The organism is Actinokineospora auranticolor (assembly GCF_002934265.1).
In the GTDB taxonomy this organism is placed as follows: Bacteria; Actinomycetota; Actinomycetes; order Mycobacteriales; family Pseudonocardiaceae; genus Actinokineospora; species Actinokineospora auranticolor.
In genome coordinates this window covers 116,168-132,821 of sequence record NZ_PTIX01000012.1, presented here as the reverse complement: position 1 = coordinate 132,821, position 16,654 = coordinate 116,168, and the positions used below count along the sequence as shown (strand labels likewise).

Annotated in this window: 15 protein-coding genes; 8 read left to right on the top strand and 7 right to left on the bottom strand. The window is 70.2% G+C overall.

The window, feature by feature from the left end:
- Positions 1 to 257 precede the first annotated feature (257 nt).
- Genes CLV40_RS21995 through CLV40_RS21985 form a run of 3 tightly spaced genes read right to left on the bottom strand, consistent with a single transcriptional unit; the run spans position 258 to position 2,682 of the window.
- Positions 258 to 824 carry a riboflavin biosynthesis intermediates N-glycosidase gene (locus tag CLV40_RS21995; RefSeq protein ID WP_104480852.1) on the bottom strand — a complete coding sequence of 189 codons (567 nt, stop codon included), beginning with the start codon at positions 822 to 824 and terminating at the stop codon, positions 258 to 260.
- A 43-nt stretch (positions 825 to 867) separates the two neighbouring features.
- On the bottom strand, positions 868 to 1,767 hold the full coding sequence (locus CLV40_RS21990; protein ID WP_146108171.1) for a hypothetical protein: 900 nt from the start codon (positions 1,765 to 1,767) through the stop codon (positions 868 to 870).
- 24 nt (positions 1,768 to 1,791) lie between these two features.
- The gene (locus CLV40_RS21985) at positions 1,792 to 2,682 is read right to left on the bottom strand and encodes an N-acetylmuramoyl-L-alanine amidase (RefSeq protein ID WP_104480850.1); all 891 of its coding nucleotides are present in this window, start codon (positions 2,680 to 2,682) and stop codon (positions 1,792 to 1,794) included.
- 75 nt (positions 2,683 to 2,757) lie between these two features.
- On the opposite strand from CLV40_RS21985, the gene CLV40_RS21980 reads away from it, so the two are divergent.
- The 8 genes from CLV40_RS21980 to CLV40_RS21945 all read left to right on the top strand — a co-directional run bounded on the left by CLV40_RS21980 (position 2,758) and on the right by CLV40_RS21945 (position 10,666).
- Positions 2,758 to 3,111 carry a YbaB/EbfC family nucleoid-associated protein gene (locus CLV40_RS21980; RefSeq protein ID WP_104480849.1) on the top strand — a complete coding sequence of 118 codons (354 nt, stop codon included), beginning with the start codon at positions 2,758 to 2,760 and terminating at the stop codon, positions 3,109 to 3,111.
- Between the two features lie 7 nt (positions 3,112 to 3,118).
- Entirely contained in the window at positions 3,119 to 3,715 is a 597-nt protein-coding gene (gene recR / locus CLV40_RS21975; protein WP_104480848.1) for a recombination mediator RecR, read from the top strand.
- A 68-nt stretch (positions 3,716 to 3,783) separates the two neighbouring features.
- Positions 3,784 to 4,257, top strand: a complete 474-nt coding sequence (locus CLV40_RS21970; protein WP_104480949.1) for a nucleoside/nucleotide kinase family protein — start codon at positions 3,784 to 3,786, stop codon at positions 4,255 to 4,257.
- Between the two features lie 309 nt (positions 4,258 to 4,566).
- A complete protein-coding gene (locus CLV40_RS21965; protein ID WP_104480847.1) occupies positions 4,567 to 5,571 on the top strand; it encodes an ABC transporter permease in 1,005 nt (334 codons plus the stop codon).
- 58 nt (positions 5,572 to 5,629) lie between these two features.
- Positions 5,630 to 7,405: an ABC transporter substrate-binding protein gene (locus CLV40_RS21960; RefSeq protein WP_104480846.1), complete on the top strand. Its 1,776-nt coding sequence runs from the start codon at positions 5,630 to 5,632 to the stop codon at positions 7,403 to 7,405.
- 92 nt (positions 7,406 to 7,497) lie between these two features.
- On the top strand, positions 7,498 to 8,511 hold the full coding sequence (locus CLV40_RS21955; RefSeq protein WP_104480845.1) for an ABC transporter permease: 1,014 nt from the start codon (positions 7,498 to 7,500) through the stop codon (positions 8,509 to 8,511).
- Positions 8,508 to 9,587 (top strand): ABC transporter ATP-binding protein, encoded by a 1,080-nt coding sequence (locus CLV40_RS21950; RefSeq protein WP_104480844.1) that lies wholly within the window; start codon positions 8,508 to 8,510, stop codon positions 9,585 to 9,587. The genes CLV40_RS21955 and CLV40_RS21950 overlap by 4 nt, the downstream gene beginning before the upstream one ends.
- An 11-nt stretch (positions 9,588 to 9,598) precedes the next feature.
- Positions 9,599 to 10,666, top strand: coding sequence for an ABC transporter ATP-binding protein (locus CLV40_RS21945; RefSeq protein WP_245931459.1), 1,068 nt, complete (start codon positions 9,599 to 9,601; stop codon positions 10,664 to 10,666).
- A 315-nt stretch (positions 10,667 to 10,981) separates the two neighbouring features.
- Here the strand turns inward: CLV40_RS21945 and CLV40_RS21940 are convergent, their stop codons facing one another.
- The 4 genes from CLV40_RS21940 to CLV40_RS21925 form a co-directional block, all read right to left on the bottom strand.
- Complete coding sequence (locus CLV40_RS21940) at positions 10,982 to 11,692, bottom strand: hypothetical protein (RefSeq protein ID WP_104480842.1); 711 nt, start codon at positions 11,690 to 11,692, stop codon at positions 10,982 to 10,984.
- A 6-nt stretch (positions 11,693 to 11,698) separates the two neighbouring features.
- On the bottom strand, positions 11,699 to 13,051 hold the full coding sequence (locus CLV40_RS21935) for an FHA domain-containing protein (protein ID WP_104480841.1): 1,353 nt from the start codon (positions 13,049 to 13,051) through the stop codon (positions 11,699 to 11,701).
- Between the two features lie 19 nt (positions 13,052 to 13,070).
- Complete coding sequence (locus CLV40_RS21930) at positions 13,071 to 15,515, bottom strand: DUF4407 domain-containing protein (RefSeq protein ID WP_104480840.1); 2,445 nt, start codon at positions 15,513 to 15,515, stop codon at positions 13,071 to 13,073.
- 143 nt (positions 15,516 to 15,658) lie between these two features.
- Positions 15,659 to 16,405 (bottom strand): FHA domain-containing protein, encoded by a 747-nt coding sequence (locus CLV40_RS21925; RefSeq protein ID WP_104480839.1) that lies wholly within the window; start codon positions 16,403 to 16,405, stop codon positions 15,659 to 15,661.
- Positions 16,406 to 16,654: the final 249 nt, after the last annotated feature.

Here is a 16,654-nt window from a genome sequence, read left to right as displayed (position 1 = left end):
TGGGACGTGAAGGCATGACGCTTGGCCGATCAGTGGGAGGAACCGACGGAAGACCCGTGAGACCGTGGGTTGACTCACGCCGACAAGATCGGCCACGACCGTGTGACTCATGTTCCGGCGGGCCACTGTCAACGTGAGCACACCGACCTGAACACACCCGCGGAAAGGCGGGGGCCGTCCTTTGGGGCTCGCGGTGGACGATCACTTGCAGTCGTTGCTCGCGCCGGGCTCGTCGAATGGCGTGCTGCTGGTGGAGATCACACCGTCGACGAGAGGACCGCGCGGGCCTCACCCAGTGCGAAGCCCAGCAAGTTCAGGCCCAGCCAAGTCTTCGGGTCCGCCGCTCGCGCGTCGTCCGCGGCCAGGCCGATTCCCCAGATCCGGTCCAGCGGGCTGGCCTCGACCAGCACCCGCCCCCGCGTGCTCAGCAAGAACCGGCGGAGTTCCGGGTTTTGGCCGAACTTCGCGATGCTCGCCGTCAGCACCACCTCATACCGCGCGGCCGTCCACCGCTCGTCGTCGAAGCCACGGACTCGGCGGCCCAGGTCTTTGGCTTCGGCTGGGGTTCGGGCGGTCAGGACGCGTGTGGCGATTTCGGGGTCGTTGAACAGTTCTGCCTTGCGCCACATCATGTAGTGCTCCGCCGACGCGAAGCGGCGGCCGTCCAGGGTGAACGGGGTGGGCCACCACTGGCTGAGGCAACCCTTGCCGACGCTGCCGTCCGGGTTCGGGCGGTGGCCCCAGAAGTGCAGGTACTTGACCGCCTTGCCCTGGTCCAGCCACGCGGTCAGCTCGTCGAGGTCCCGTGGGCCGTTGTCCACCATGGGCGTCAGTGTCCACCCGTTCGGGCGCTCTGTGCGACAAAATTCAGGCACTCACCGTTTCCACGCCCGCCGAGTCGGCCGTCACCCGCACGATCTCGCCGGTCGCCGTGGTGGCGGCCACCGCGCGCGAGTCCGGTGACCACAGGAACCCGTCCTCGGTGATCTCCGCCGGCAGCTCCGCCGCGCGCAGGAAGCGGCCGTTCTCGGTCTGGTGGAACGCCAAGCGGTTGGCCGACGCGACCGCCACGCGGCGGCCGTCGGGGGCCACCCACCCGGTCGTGTCCGCGGCGAGGGAGACGACCACCGGGTGCCAGCTCTCGCTCGCCACGTCGTACCGCACGACGCGGGCGGTGTCCGCCTCGTACTCGGTGGCCACCAGCCGGGTCGAGTCGGGGAGCCAGCGGAGGTTGCGCCTGCCGCGTTCGGCGGGTTCCGGGGAGATCAGCCGGACGTGGTCGTCCTCGGTCACCGGCATGGTGTCGACGAGGACGAGTTTGCGGGGCAGGCGGATCGCGATGTAGCGGCTGTTGGGGCTCACCGCCGCCTCCAGCACCGCGCCGCCGCGGTCGTACACCGCGACCTCCTCGCCGACCAGCACGTTGCGGATGGCCACCGTGTACAGCAGCCGGTGCTTGCGGTTGGTGCGGTAGACGATCCGACCCGGCAGGACGGCCAGCAGCTCCGTCGCGTGGGTGGGGGAGCCGACCAGCGGCCTGAGCCTGCCGCCGATCTTCAGCAGGGACAGCTGCCCCGGGTCGCCGTGCTGGACGACGACCTTGCGCTCGCCCGGGAGGTAGCGGGCCGCGGTCAGGTCGGTGGCGGCGGTCAGCTCACCCGCCGCGCCCTTGCCACCGGCCTCGACCAGCCTGCGCCGGTCACCGTCGGTCACCGCGATCAGCAGCCGACCCTGGTCGTCGATGTCGAGCACCCGCATCCCGGACATGATCTCCAGCCTGTCACAGCGAGCTCATCCGAGGTATTCGAGGATCCCGTTCGCGATCGCCTCCGCGTACCGCTGCCTGCCCGCCGGACTGGCCAGCACCGCGGCCTCCGCCTGGTCGCGCATGTTGCCGCACTCCACCAGCGCCGCGGGGCGCGTCGACAGGTTCAGCCCGCCGAGGTCGTCGCGCGGCGAGAGGCCCCCGGACCCGATGTAGGTGGAGGTCGCCAGGCCCGCCCCGACCATGCTGTCGCGCAGCTGCCGGGCCAGCCGCAGCGCGGGCTCGCCCTGGGCGGCGTTGAGCGGTGGCGCCGAGTAGGCGATGTGGAAGCCGTGCGCGCCCGCCGCGGTCGAGCCGTCGGCGTGCAGCGACACCACGGCGGTCGCGCCCGAGTCGTTGCCGAACGCGGCGCGCTTGTCCACGCACGGGCCGACGCCGCGGTCGTCCTGCCGGGTCAGCAGCACCTTGACGCCGTGCGCGACGAGGACGTCCCGCACCCGCCCGGCCAGGTCCCAGGTGAAGGCGTGCTCGGCGTAGCCCGACCCGGTCGCGGTGCCGGTCGTGTTGCACGGCTTCGACTTGCCGCGGCCCGCGGGCACCAGTCGGTTGATCTCCGCGGCGTGGCTCGCGTTGCCGCCGTTGTGGCCCGGGTCGAGCACGACGACCTTGTCACCGTTGAACACCGGTGGTTGCGTGGTCGCTGTCTTGGGCTTGGCGGCAGCGGTGGTGGTCGTAGTAGTAGTCGTGACCGTGGTTGTGCTCGTCGGCGCCACAGCCGTTGTTGTCGTAGGAGCGACGGTGGTGCTCGTCGTCGGAACGGTTGCCGGTGATCCGGGGGTCGCCGTCGGTTCCGCGCCACACGCGGACACCGCGATGGCGCAGGCGAAGACCAGACCCGCCGCACGTCGTGTCAGCACCGGTAAACTCTGGCACACCGCCCCCGCCTGCCACGGTCGAGCGACCTCTAAGCTGGTGTCGGCACCATCGACGAGATGAGAGGGGCCGCGGTGTTTCCCGGAGGCGGCGCACCCGACATGCAGGCGATCCTGGCCCAGGCGCAGAAGATGCAGGAACAGCTGCTCTCCGCGCAGCAGGAGCTGGCCGACGCCGAGGTCATCGGCACCGCGGGCGGCGGTCTGGTGACCGCGACCGTGTCCGGGGCGGGCGAGCTCAGGGGCCTGGTCATCGACCCGAAGGTGGTCGACCCCGAGGACACCGAGACCCTCGCCGACCTGGTCGTGGCCGCGGTCCGCGACGCGGGCGGCAACGCGCAGCGCCTGGCCGAGGAGAAGATGGGTCCGCTCGCGGGCGGGCTCGGCAGCGGCCTCGGCCTGCCGGGGCTGTGAGGGCGCGTTGTACGAGGGCCCGGTCCAAGACCTGATCGACGAGTTGGGCAGGCTGCCCGGCGTCGGCCCGAAGAGCGCTCAGCGGATCGCCTTCCACCTGCTCGCCGCCGAACCGGCTGACGTGTCCCGGTTGCAGGACGCGCTGCAGAAGGTCAAGGAGGGCGTGGTCTTCTGCGACGTCTGCGGCAACGTCTCCGAGGAGACCACCTGCCGCATCTGCCGCGACGCCCGGCGCGACCCCACCGCGGTCTGCGTGGTGGAGGAGCCCAAGGACGTCCTGGCCATCGAGCGCACCCGCGAGTTCAAGGGCCGCTACCACGTGCTCGGCGGCGCGCTCGACCCGCTCTCCGGCGTCGGCCCGGAGCAGCTGCGCATCCGCCAGCTGCTCTCCCGCATCTCCGCGCAGGAGATCACCGAGGTCATCCTGGCCATGGACCCGAACACCGAGGGCGAGGCCACCGCGACCTACCTGGTCCGGATGCTGCGCGACTTCCCCGGTCTGACGGTCACCCGCCTGGCCTCCGGCCTGCCCATGGGCGGTGACCTGGAGTTCGCCGACGAGCTGACCCTCGGCCGCGCGCTGTCCGGCCGCCGCACGGTCTGACCACCGTGGGGACGGAGTGCCCCACCGAGGTGCTCGACCTGCTCCGCGCCCCGCCCCGGCTGGGCGGCGTGCGGCTCATCGCGGTCGACGGCCATTCCGGCTCGGGCAAGAGCACCCTCGCCGCGCGGATCCCGGGCGCCCACGTCGTCTCCACCGACGAGTTCGCCACCTGGGACGACCCCGTCTCGTGGTGGCCGCGACTGGCCCGCGGCGTCCTGGATCCGTTCGCCGCGGGCGACCCCGGCCGCTACCAAAGGGTTCGTTGGCGGAACGGGATTCCCGAACCGGGCGATTGGGTGGAAATCCCCCTCGTGGACACCCTGGTGCTGGAAGGTGTCTCGTCCGGTCGTCTGTCCATAGCGGACAAGCTGTCCGCACTGCTCTGGTGCGAATTGGCTGATCCGCGGGCCCGGTTGGCGCGTGCCGTCGCGCGTGACGGCGAGGCGTCCCGGGCGGAGCTGCTGCGGTGGCAGCGGTTCGAGGAGGGGTGGTTCGCGGTCGATCGGACCCGTCACCGAGCGTCGATCCGCGTGACTGTGTGACCGCTCACTGTCGTCGTCCGTCCGTTCAGCGGACAAAACTCGCCCGAATGTCACGCGCCGTGTCGTCACCGTGGCGATTCGGTGATTCTGTGTATGGCAGTTGGCCGGATCGTGACCTCATGTGTCTGAGGGATGCACAGCTGAGCGGCTAGGGTCTGCCACCACACGGTGAGATCCCGGAGACAGTGAGACCGGACACGAGGAGTGCGTGATGGCTTACCAGCGATCCGCGCGACTTGGTCGACAGAACGGCGAATCGCGCCGCTCTCGACTTGTCGCGCAGACGCCCGGACGGGGACGGTCGGCGGCATGACGGCTCCTCCCGAGGTCACCGGATCGGCCGCCGAAGCGGACCCGGAGGCCGCGCTCAAGGGCGTGAGCGCCAAGGCCATCCAGGGCCGGTCGCTCGGTCAGATCGCGTGGCTGCGGCTCAAGCGCGACAAGGTCGCCATCGCGGGCGCGATCGTCATCGTCCTGCTGGTCCTGTTCGCCGTCGCGGGCCTGCTCGCCGACCGGGTGTTCGGTTGGGTACACCCCAACGAGTTCCACCAGGACCTCATCGACACCCAGAACGGCACCCTGGCGCCGATCGGCTTCTTCGGCGGCATGGGCCCCGACCACCCGCTGGGCATCGAGCCGGTCAACGGCCGCGACCTGCTGGCCCGGATCTTCTCGGGCGCCTGGATCTCGCTGCTGATCGCGCTGCTGGCCACCGTGGTCTCGGTCGCCATCGGCACCACGCTCGGCGTCATCGCCGGGTTCTTCGGCGGCTGGGTCGACACGCTCATCAGCCGCGCGATGGACATCTTCCTGGCGTTCCCGCTGCTGGTGTTCGCCATGGCGCTGGTCGGCGTGCTGCCCGACTCGGTCTTCGGCCTCTCGCCGGAGATGGTGCGCATCGGGATGCTGATCTTCATCATCGGCTTCTTCAACTGGCCCTACATCGGCCGGATCGTCCGCGGGCAGACGCTGTCGCTGCGCGAACGGGAGTTCGTCGACGCCGCCCGCAGCCTGGGCGCGCGCGGACCGTACATCCTCTTCCGCGAGCTGCTGCCGAACCTGGTCGCCCCGATCCTGGTGTACGCCACGCTGCTGGTGCCGACCAACATCCTGTTCGAGTCCGCGCTCTCCTTCCTCGGGGTCGGCATCAACGCCCCGACCGCCACCTGGGGCGGCATGCTGTCGGAGGCCTCGCGCTTCTACACGATGCCGCACTTCGCGCTCTGGCCCGGTCTCGCCATCTTCATCACCGTGCTCGCGTTCAACCTGTTCGGCGACGGACTGCGCGACGCCCTCGATCCTCGTGCCCGCTAGGGAATCGCACTCAACCGGTGTCTCGATTCGCTTCGGAAAGAAAGGGTGCAACAGCACTATGAACAGCAAGCGCGTGGTCACCGCGGTCGCCGCGGGCGCGGCTGTCGTGATGGGGCTCTCCGCCTGTGGCGGAACGAGCACCGGCGGCGGCAGCAACCCCGGTAGCGGTGGTGGTGGCAGCACCAGCACCCCGGCCTTCAACGCGGCACTCACCAGTGTCTTCAACGCCTCCGAGAAGAAGGGGGGCGTGATCAAGCTGGCCAACGCCGACAAGTGGGACTCGGTCGACCCGGGTGACACCTACTACGGCTACAGCTGGAACTTCGCCCGCCTCTACGGCCGCGCGCTGGTGATGTTCAAGCCCGGCCCCGGCAAGGCGAGCCAGGAACTGGTTCCCGACCTGGCCGAGAGCCTCGGCGTGCCGAGCGACGGCGGCAAGACCTGGACCTACAAGCTGCGCAAGGGCGTCAAGTACGAGGACGGCAGCGCCGTCACCTCGAAGGACGTCAAGTACGCGGTGCTGCGGTCCACGGACAAGGAGGTCCTGCCCAACGGACCGTCCTACCTGAAGAGCAACCTGGCGTTCCCCGAGGGCTACAAGGGCCCGTACAAGGACAAGGGCGTCAACGTCGACTCGGCGATCGAGACCCCGGACGACCAGACGATCGTCTTCCACCTGAAGAAGCCGTTCGGCGGGTTCGACTACTTCGCCATGCTGCCGCAGACCGTCCCGGTCCCCGAGGCCAAGGACACCGGCAAGAAGTACAAGGAGCACGTGGTCTCCACGGGCCCGTACAAGTTCGACAAGAACGAGATCGACAAGGGCTTCACCCTGGTCCGCAACGACCAGTGGGACGCGTCGACCGACCCGAACCGCAAGGCGCTGCCGGACGGTTACGAGGTCTCGATGAATGTCAACGCCGACGACATCGACAACCGCCTCATCCAGGGCGACCTGCACCTGGACGTGCAGGGCACCGGTGTGCAGGCGGCCTCGCTGAGCCGCGTGCTCGGCGACCCGGCGCTCAAGGCCACCGCGGACAACCCGTCGACCACGCGCCTGTGGTACACCAGCATCAACCCGACCGTCGCGCCGCTGGACAAGAAGGCGTGCCGCGAGGCCGTCCTCTACGCCACCGACCGCACCGCGTACCAGACCGCGTTCGGCGGCCAGTTCTCCGGCGGTGACATCGCCACCCAGATGATCCCGCCGTCGATCCCGGGCTCGCAGAAGTTCGACCTGTACCCGGCGGGCGCGGACAACAAGGGCGACGTGGCCAAGGCCAAGGAGAAGCTGGCCGAGTGCGGCCAGCCCGACGGCTTCGAGACCAACATCGCCTACCGCTCGGAGCGGCCGCGCGAGAAGGCCACCGCTGAGGCGCTGCAGCAGGCGCTGGGCCGGGTCGGCATCAAGCTGACCCTGAAGGCGTACCCCGGCGGCGACTACTTCGCGCAGTTCGCGGGCAACCCGCCCTACACCGTGGCGAACAAGCTCGGCCTCGCGCAGAACGGCTGGCAGGCCGACTGGGCGGACGGCTACGGCTTCCTCGCCGAGATCGTCGACAGCCGGGTGATCCGGGAGACCGGTGGCTCCACCAACTTCTCGGTGCGCGTCCCCGAGGTCGACACCATGCTCGACGCGGCCATCGGCGAGACCGACAAGGCCAAGCGCGAGGCCGACTGGGGCGCCATCGACAAGCGCGTCATGGAAGAGGCGGTCATCCTGCCCGGCGTGCACGGCAAGAGCCTGCTGCTGCGCGGCAAGGGCCTGACGAACGTGTTCGTCAGCGAGGCCTTCGGCCAGTACGACTACCTGTCCCTCGGCGTGCAGTAGGCGTCGGCAAACCCCATCGGATTTAGGCAGGTGAAGGCGATAGGCGGCGGGCCGGGGACGACCTCCCCGGCCCGCCGCCGGTGCCGGCCACTGTGATCACATACATCATCCGGCGGCTCTTCGCGGCGCTGGTCCTGCTGATCATCGTCAGCGCGGTCACGTTCTCGATCTTCTTCGTGCTGCCCAAGTGGATCGGCGCCACCCCGGAGACGCTGGCCACCCGCTACGTCGGTCGGGCCGCCACCGCGGAAACCGTCCGGGAGACGGCGCACAACCTCGGGTTCTACGACCCGATCCCGGTGCAGTACTGGCACTGGCTCAAGGGCATCTTCGCGGGTGCCGAGTTCAACTACGGCACCGGCGTCGAGCACTGCCCGGCGCCCTGCCTGGGGTACTCGTTCCGCAACTACCAGCCCGTGTGGCCGGACCTGCTCGACCGGATGCCGGTGACGCTGTCGCTGGCCGTCGGCGCGGCGGTCCTGTGGCTGCTCGGCGGCATCGCCGTCGGCACCCTGTCCGCGCTGCGCAAGGGCACCATCTTCGACCGCTTCGCGATGGGCGTCTCGCTCGCGGGCGTGTCGCTGCCGATCTACTTCACCGGCGTGCTGGCGCTGTCGATCTTCAGCTACTCGCTGGGCTGGACCGCCCCCGGCGGTCGGTTCGTCCCGCTCGGCGAGGACCCGGGGGAGTGGGCGTACAACCTGCTGCTGCCGTGGATCACCCTGGCCCTGCTGTTCTCCGCCCAGTACGCCCGCCTCACCCGGGCCGGGATGCTGGAGACGATGAACGAGGACTTCATCCGCACGGCGCGGGCCAAGGGCCTGCCCGAGCGCACGGTGGTGGTCCGGCACGGCCTGCGCGGCGCGCTCACCCCGATCCTGACCATCTTCGGCCTCGACGTCGGACTGCTGCTCGGCGGCGCGGTGCTCACCGAGAGCGCGTTCGGCCTGCCGGGCCTGGGCAAGTACGCCATCGAGGGCATCACCAACTACGACCTGCCGAAGGTCATGGGCGTGACGATCCTCGCCGCGTTCTTCGTCGTCATCGCCAACCTGGTCGTTGACCTCCTCTACGCCGTCGTCGACCCGAGGGTGCGCGCAAAGTGAGCCAGATTTCCGAGAACAGCCTCGAAGGCGGCGTCGAGACCCGACCCGCCTCGGCGGGCGGACCGTTCCTCCAGGTGCGCGAGCTGCGGGTGCACTTCCCGACCGACGACGGCGTCGTCCGGTCGGTCGACAACCTCAGCTTCGACGTCGACCGCGGCCGCACCCTGGGCATCGTCGGCGAGTCCGGCTCCGGCAAGAGCGTGACCAGCCTGTCGGTCATGGGGCTGCACAAGGCGGGTACCGCCAAGATCACCGGCGAGATCCTGCTGGACGGCCAGAACCTGGTCGGCCTGCACCCGGACAAGGTGCGCCAGCTGCGCGGCAAGCGGATGGCGATGATCTTCCAGGACCCGCTGTCCGCGATGCACCCGTTCTACACGGTCGGTACGCAGATCATCGAGGCGTACCGGGTGCACAACCGGGTCAGCAAGGCCGCGGCGCGCAAGCACGCGATCGATCTGCTGGGCCGGGTCGGCATCCCGAACCCGACGAGCCGGGTCGACGACTACCCGCACCAGTTCTCCGGCGGTATGCGGCAGCGCGCGATGATCGCCATGGCGCTGTCCTGCGACCCCGAGCTGCTGATCGCCGACGAGCCGACCACCGCGCTCGACGTGACCGTGCAGGCGCAGATCCTGGACCTGATCCGGGACCTGCAGGCCGAGTTCAACTCCGCGGTCATCATCATCACCCACGACCTCGGGGTGGTCGCCGAGCTCGCCGACGACATCATGGTCATGTACGCGGGTCGCGCGGTCGAGTACAGCTCGGCGGAGAACATCTTCAACTCCCCGCAGCACCCCTACACCTGGGGCCTGCTCGGCTCGATGCCGCGGCTGGACCGCGAGCGCTCCGAGCGGCTGCAGCCGATCAAGGGCTCGCCGCCCAGCCTGATCAACGTGCCGGAGGGCTGCCCGTTCAACCCGCGCTGCGCCTACGCCGGGCGCAACGGGGACCTCAGCTTCACCCAGCGGCCCGAGTTCCGCGACCTCGGCGGCGGTCACCACATCGCCTGCCACCTCGGTGCGGAGGACCGCCTGCGCATCTGGGACGAAGAGATCAGGCCGAAGCTGTGAGCGAGGACGCCGTGAGCACCCAGACCGACAACCCGGCGGCCGACCGCCGCCTCGGCGAAGACCTGCTGGTCGTCAACGAGCTGCAGAAGCACTTCCCGATCCGCCGCGGCCTGCTGCAGCGCAGGGTCGGCGCGGTGCAGGCCGTGGACGGCCTGACCTTCTCCGTCCGCCGCGGCGAGACGCTGTCGCTGGTCGGCGAGTCCGGCTGCGGCAAGACCACCACGGGCAGGCTGCTGACCCGGCTGATCGAGCCGACCGGCGGCACGATCGAGCTGGACGGCCAGGACATCTCCCACCTGACGCCCGCCAGGATGCGCCCGCTGCGCCGCGACATCCAGATGATCTTCCAGGACCCGTACTCCTCGCTGAACCCCCGGCACACCGTCGGCACGATCGTCGGCGCGCCGTTCCGGTTGCAGAACGTGGAGACCGAGCACGGCGTCAAGCGCGCGGTGCAGGACCTGCTGGAGCTGGTGGGCCTCAACCCGGAGCACTACAACCGCTACCCGCACGAGTTCTCCGGCGGCCAGCGCCAGCGCATCGGCATCGCCAGGACGCTGGCGCTGCGCCCCAAGGTGATCGTGGCGGACGAGCCGGTGTCCGCGCTGGACGTGTCCATCCAGGCCCAGGTCGTCAACCTGCTGGAAGACCTGCAGAACGAGTTCGACCTGACCTACGTGATGATCGCCCACGACCTCTCGGTGGTGCGGCACGTGTCCGACCGGGTCGCGGTGATGTACCTGGGCAAGATCATGGAGATCGCCGACCGCACCGCGCTGTACGAGCGGCCCATGCACCCGTACACGGTGGCCCTGCTCTCGGCCGTCCCGATCCCGGACACGGCCCGGCGCGGCAACCGCGAGCGGATCAGGTTGCAGGGCGACGTCCCCAGCCCGATCAACCCCCCGACCGGCTGCCGCTTCCACACGCGGTGCTGGAAGGCGCAAGAGGTCTGCAAGGCGACCGAGCCGCCACTGATCTCCCTGGCCCCCGGCCACCAGGCGGCCTGCCACTTCCCGGAGAACAAGGACGAGCTGACCGTCGACCCCACCGGCGCCGCGACCGCGGATCCGGCTTGACGGCTCCGGCCTGATGGCACGCCTCCGGCCCCCGGTAACCATTCTACCGGCGTCCCCTGACAGAACCGCCTGATGATGATCTAGCCCTGTGCACAACTCGCCCCATCCGGCGCACCCCGCCCCTTGATCGCGAGTTGTCCACAGGGCTGGATCGTTTCCACACCGAACTGTCGGTGCCTCCGACTAAAGTGGATTCCGGGGGCCGGAGGCATACGTTGATCAACCCGGCGAACCTCGCCGACTTGCGGCCGATGCGGGCGAAGTACCGGCCAAACACGCAGTGGCGTCAGGTCCCCTCCAAGAATCCGGGCGCGGTCACTGGCTGCGGCGGTGGGCGCAGTCGGTGTGGGGGACGAGGCCCTGGTCGGTGGCGTTCAACAACCGCTGGCTGATCAGGTATTCGGGCAGTTCCGCCGCGTGCCCCTGCTCCCCCCAAATCGCGTTCATGGTCTCCCGCAACGCCCTGTCCAACCGCGTGCAGGTCGGTTGGCCGACGCACCGGCGGGTCTGTTCGCGGTTCTGCGGTGCCGGGCGGACCAGGCCGGGCGCGAAGTACGGCCGGTAGTACGCCGCGAGCACCACCCGGTGGAACGGCACCCGCTTCCACAGTTCCGTCACGCGGTCGTGCGCTCCGGGCACACCCACCTCTGTGGACACATCGTCCTCCTGTTCCCGTTGCGCCGAAAGGAAAGCCGAGCCTGCCACCCGCAGTCGCAACCGGTGTTGCGGGCTCCAGACCCACACCTCCGAATCCCCGTCCCCAAGGCGCACCGAACACCGCAGCGGCACGACGATCCGGCCTTGCTCGTGGCGCGGGTGCACCGCCACGTACGCGTTGTGCGCCTGCGAGTAGTTGTCCAGCCACCAATCCCCGGCGCGGTGGCAGAGGCTCGGGGCGTGCGGTTGCCGGGAGATGGTCGGGTCGCCAGGCAAACCGGTCAGGTACAACCGGTCCAGGTAGACCACGGTGTCCACCGGAACCTGCCACGGCGGTCTGGTGCCGGTGAAGATGGTCAGGGTCGCCAACCTCGATCACCGGTCCTCGGTGGGAGTCACATCGGCGACCACCACCGTCACGTTGTCCGCCGCCCCCGCGCGGTCCGCCAGCTCCAGCAGCCTGCGCACGCACTCGCGCGGCTCGTCCGCCCGCAGCCGGACCAGCGCGCGCCGCAACGGCTGGTGCCCCAGGGCGTTCACCAGCCCGTCGCTGGCCAGCAGGTACCGCTGGCCGAGCCGCGCGGGTCGGTCCCACCGGTCCGGGCGGATCGTCTCGTCCAGACCGACCGCGCGCAGCAGCTTCCCGCCCGCGCCCGAGCCGACCGCGGTCGACGAGTGGGCCTCGACCAGGTCCTCCAGTTCCGCGCCGAGTTGGACGATCACCGTGCCGTCGCCGATGTGCAGACCCGCCACCAGGTACCCCTCCGGGCCGGGCCGCAGCACGGCGACGTCCAGGGTGGTCGCGAGGCCCGTCGCCAGGACGTTCTCCTCGCCCGTCGCGCGCACGACCTCGTTGACCCGCCGGGCCGTGGCGAGCAGGTCCTGGTCTTGGCCCGCGTCCCGGATGCCATCCACGGCCAGCTTCGCCGCCAGCCCGCCCGCGGGCCGCCCGCCCACCCCGTCGGCGACCGCCACCATGGTGTTGTCCCAGTGGCAGACGTCCTGGTTCGACCGCCTGCCGCCGGTGATGCTGGCGCCGAAGCTGTTGAACGACAACGCGATCCCGGACTCCGCCGGGGTGTCGGTGGTCGGCAGGATCAGGGTGAGTTCGGTGTCGCCCAGGCCGATCCGGTCGCCGCCCTGGAGGCGGACCGGGGTGTTCGGCCGGATCGGCCGGTCGTTGAGGTAGGTCCCGTTGGGCGTGTCGAACGACTCCAGCCACCAGCCCCGCTCGTCGCGCACCACCCGGAAGTGCCTGCGGCTGACCAAGTCCTCGTCCACCACCAGGTCGCAGGTGGCGCTGCGGCCGACCAGCGTCGTCGCCCGGCTGATCAGGAAGTCGCCGTCGCCGCGCAGCCAGGCCAGGCCCGTGCCCGGGGTGAACTCCGTTACCGCCAGCGCCTCGGTCACCGGGTCCGCGGGGATGACTTCGGTGGTCTCCACCGGCAGCTGCTCGGTGACCGTGGGCGCCAACTCGGTGGCGGGCTCCAACTCCGCGGACGCCAACTCCTTGGCGGGCAACGACTCCGCGGGGACCGGAGCCACGGGTACCGACTCCGCCGCGGGCCCCGACTCCTTGGGCCGCACGACCTCGGGGACGTCCAGCTCCTCGTCGACGCGCGGCGGCGGAACCGGGCGTGGGCGGGTCACGCGCGCCCGGACCAGGTGGACCGCCACGGCGGCACCGACACCGAGGGCGAAGCCCACAACCAAAGACAGCAGGTCCATCCGGCTCTCCTCTCGCGATCTAGCGCTGACGGGTCTGCTGCTCGTCGGCGCCGCGCCGGTACACGTCGGTGGACGAGCCGACCCGCTGGGCGCCGAGCACGCCCGGGATCAGGTCGAACAGCTGCCCGCGCGCCTCGACGTCCGCGCGCACCGCGGCCAGCGCCTCGCGGGCCAGTTCGGCGTGCGAGCGGTCGCCGAGCGGCCCGCTGACCCGGTCGACCGGGTCGCGGCTGAGCCACCGCATGACCAGCGAGTCCACCGAGGCGGGCAGGCCGGGGTAGAGCCGCTTGGGGCGGATCGGGTCGGTGGTGCGCAGCAGCTCGACGAACTGCTCCGTGGTGATCCGCAGCGGGCTCGTGCCCGTGGCCCGCGCCTCCCGGTGCAGCGGCCGGAGACCGGTCAGCATCTCGTACCAGACCGCGCCGACCGCGCGCACGTCGCAGGCGCTGGACACCCAGTTCGGCGCGCGCAGGATCTGCTCCAGCGGCGCGTACCAGCGGGTGAACTTGGACTCCTCGCCGCTGACCAGGTCGTCGGTGCCGCGCACTGCCTTGGCCAGCCCGAAGTCGATCAGCTTCACGTCGTCGTTGTCGTCGAGGGCGATGTTGGCGGGCTTGATGTCGAGGTGCACGCAGTTCGCCGTGCGCCACAGGTCGGTCAGCCCGCCGAGCACCTGCTCCATGATCCGCAGCGACCACTCCAGCGTCAGCGGCTCGTCGCGCAGCCGCTTGACCAGGGTGGTCGGGTAGCGCGGGGTGACCACGAACGGGCCGAACAGCTCGTGCTCGCCCAGGTCGAGCAGCGGTGCCACGTGCCTGCTGCGCACCTTGGCGTGGAAGTGCTGGTCCTTCTTGATCGAGTACGCGGCCGCCCGCCGGTTGGCGCCGATGGTCAGCGCCCGCTTCACGACCACCTCGCGCTCGGGCTCGTGCAGGTCGTAGGCCAGCTTCAGGTCGCTGAACCCGGCCTGGTCGGAGTCCGGCAGCGGGCCGACGATGACCCAGCGGTCGTTGAGCACGCTGCGCGGGTCCGGCTTCGGCCGCTTCCCCGCACCGCCGGACGGGCCGCCGAGCGGGTCCGTCGGGTGGTCGCCCTGGACACCGCCCGACGGGTCGCCGTCATCGCCCGGCTCGGTGACGTCGTGCAGGGCCGGGTCGTGCTTGCCGGGGTGGACCTCGGTGCCCTCGAACAGCAGCCCCTCGGCGTCCACCCGTTCCCGGTGCCGCCAGCGCATCCGGAGCACTTCGAGTTCGTGGTCCAGTTCGAGCTGGATCCGCTGCTGGTCGAGGTCGAGCTTGATCCCGGACAGGTCCAGGTCGCGGCTCGCGGCGACCTCTTCGAGTCGGACGTCCTGGAAGGCGTCGATGCGCGCCCGGTCGATCACGCGGTCGGCCTCCGCGCGCCGGGTGTCGGCGGCGTCGGCGGTTGCGCGGGCGCGCTGCTTCCCGGCGAGCAGGTCGGCGGCGGCGGTGCGCACGAAACGCTCGTACATGCTGGTCGAGGCGAAGGTCTTGAGCAGGATCGGCAGCAGGTCGACCAGCAGGAACACCCCGCGGATCAGCCACACCCGGGTGCCCAACTCGGGGTTGGCCGCGGTCAGGTCGGCCAGCGCCTTCTGCCGGGCGAGCAGGCCGTCGGGGTTGTCATCCGCTTTCTTGGCGCCGATCTCGCCGTCGACCTTGGCCCGGGTCGCCGCCGTGTCCCGCGTGTAGGTCTCGCGCGCGGTGTCGCGGTTGGCCTGCGCGTTCCGCAGCTCGGCCTGCTTGAGCTCGACCGCTTCCTGGTACGCCTTGCAGGGGCTGCCCCGTTTCAGCGAGCAGCCCTGCCCGGTGTTGTTGCCGTCCGCGTTCTCCTTGGTCAGCTCCGCTTCGGCGGTCTTGAGCTCGGCGGCGGCCTTGTCCACCGCGTCCTGCGTGGCCTTGTACTTGGCCTCGATGGTCGCGAAGTCACCCGCGTACTTGGCCTCGATGGCCTGTTTGGTCGCCTCTTCGTTCTGCCGGTTCGTGATGCTGAGCTGGTGGGTGATCTCGCTCTCGAACATCGTCAGCAGTACCGGTTCGGACACCGCGAAGGCGATCAGCACGCCCATCGCGATGCGCGCCAGGACCGTGCAGAGCCTGCCCAACCGGCGCTTGATCAAGTCCCCGCGCGTGTCGCGCTTGGACGTGGCGCCCTCGGGCTTCGGGTCGTTGTAGTTGATCGAGCTGACCAGCCAGCGGTCGGTGTTGAAGATGAACAGCGCCCAGAACAGCGCGGCGGGCAGGTGCCAGAGCCGGAACCCGTGGCTGACCATGCCCAGCACCATGAGCATGGACAGCCCGCCCGCGGTGCCGGTGAGCAGCACGGACATGCCGATGCTGCCGTAGCGCACCCGTTCCGGGCGGCCCAGGTGCGCGTGGTCGACCACCGTCGGGTCGGCGCCCGCGCACCAGTAGAGGAAGTCGCCCGACCGGCGCAGCGGCATTTCGCTCAACTCCCTGGTTGTCGGCGGGCTTCTTCTCGGGTGACGGACACACCGTGGCACGGAATTCGGTATCCGCTACCAGGTGGGCGATTACGAGTGTTCGTACTTCGACATCGGTAGCGCGGTATTTCGAGACCGGTCGCTCACCAATGTTCGACAACCCACTCCGTGCGGCCCGCGCGAAGTACCTGTCCCACGGAAAGCGTCACGGTTCCGGTTATTCGCTGACCGTCCACCTTGGTCCCGTTGGACGAGTGGTCGGTGCACGTGAGCCGCCCGTCCGCGCGCACGACCAACTCGCAGTGCCTGCGGCTGGCCTTCGGGTCGTCGAGCCGCCCCGGCGCGCCCTGCGCCCGGCCGAGGGTGACCGGCACCCCGCCGAGCGGGATCCGCGAACCGTCCGAGAAGGAGCGCAGGGCGTGGGTCGGCCTGCCGTCGGGGCGCGGTCGCTGCCGGGGGAACGACTGCTGCCGCGGTGCGGGGTCGGGCTGCGGCGGCGGTTCGGCGCGGGTGAACACCGCGTCCCGGTCGCCAGCCGTGAGGATCGTGAACGACTCGCTTCCGCTGAGGCCCACGGGTTCCAGCACGATCCGCACCACGCCGACCGAGACGCCCCGGTAGTCGAGGCGGCCGCAGATCAGCCCGCTGAGCCTGCCGCGCACCTCGTCGTAGCTGCCCTCCAGCAGGTCGTAGTCGCCCGCGCTCAGCCGCACCACGACCGTCGGGTGCCACACGTCCCCGCGGGTCGCGGCCACCCGCAGCGCGTTCGACACCCGCTCCACGACGACGGCCTCGCCCGCGTCGCCGGTGCGGTTCCAGAAGTCCTCGACCGGTTTGCCGAGGAAGTTGCGCCCGCGCCGCCACACGCGGCTCACGCCGTGCTCGCCCATGTGCACCACCTCGCCGCGAGAATGCCCGTGGCGAGTCTGCGGCGGCCATTCTTTTCCACTACGAGTGCTCGTAGTGCGTGAATGCCCGTGCGCCGTCGCCACCTGCTCGATCGCGCAGCCGCAGCGAGGTGTTAACGAAGCGGCGTGGTGACCGACCCGTTGTCCAGGATTTGTCCTTAGTGGATCTTCAACGATTCCCGGAAATGTTGGTTAATGCACAACGGGCCCCGGGACTTCGACGTCCCGGGG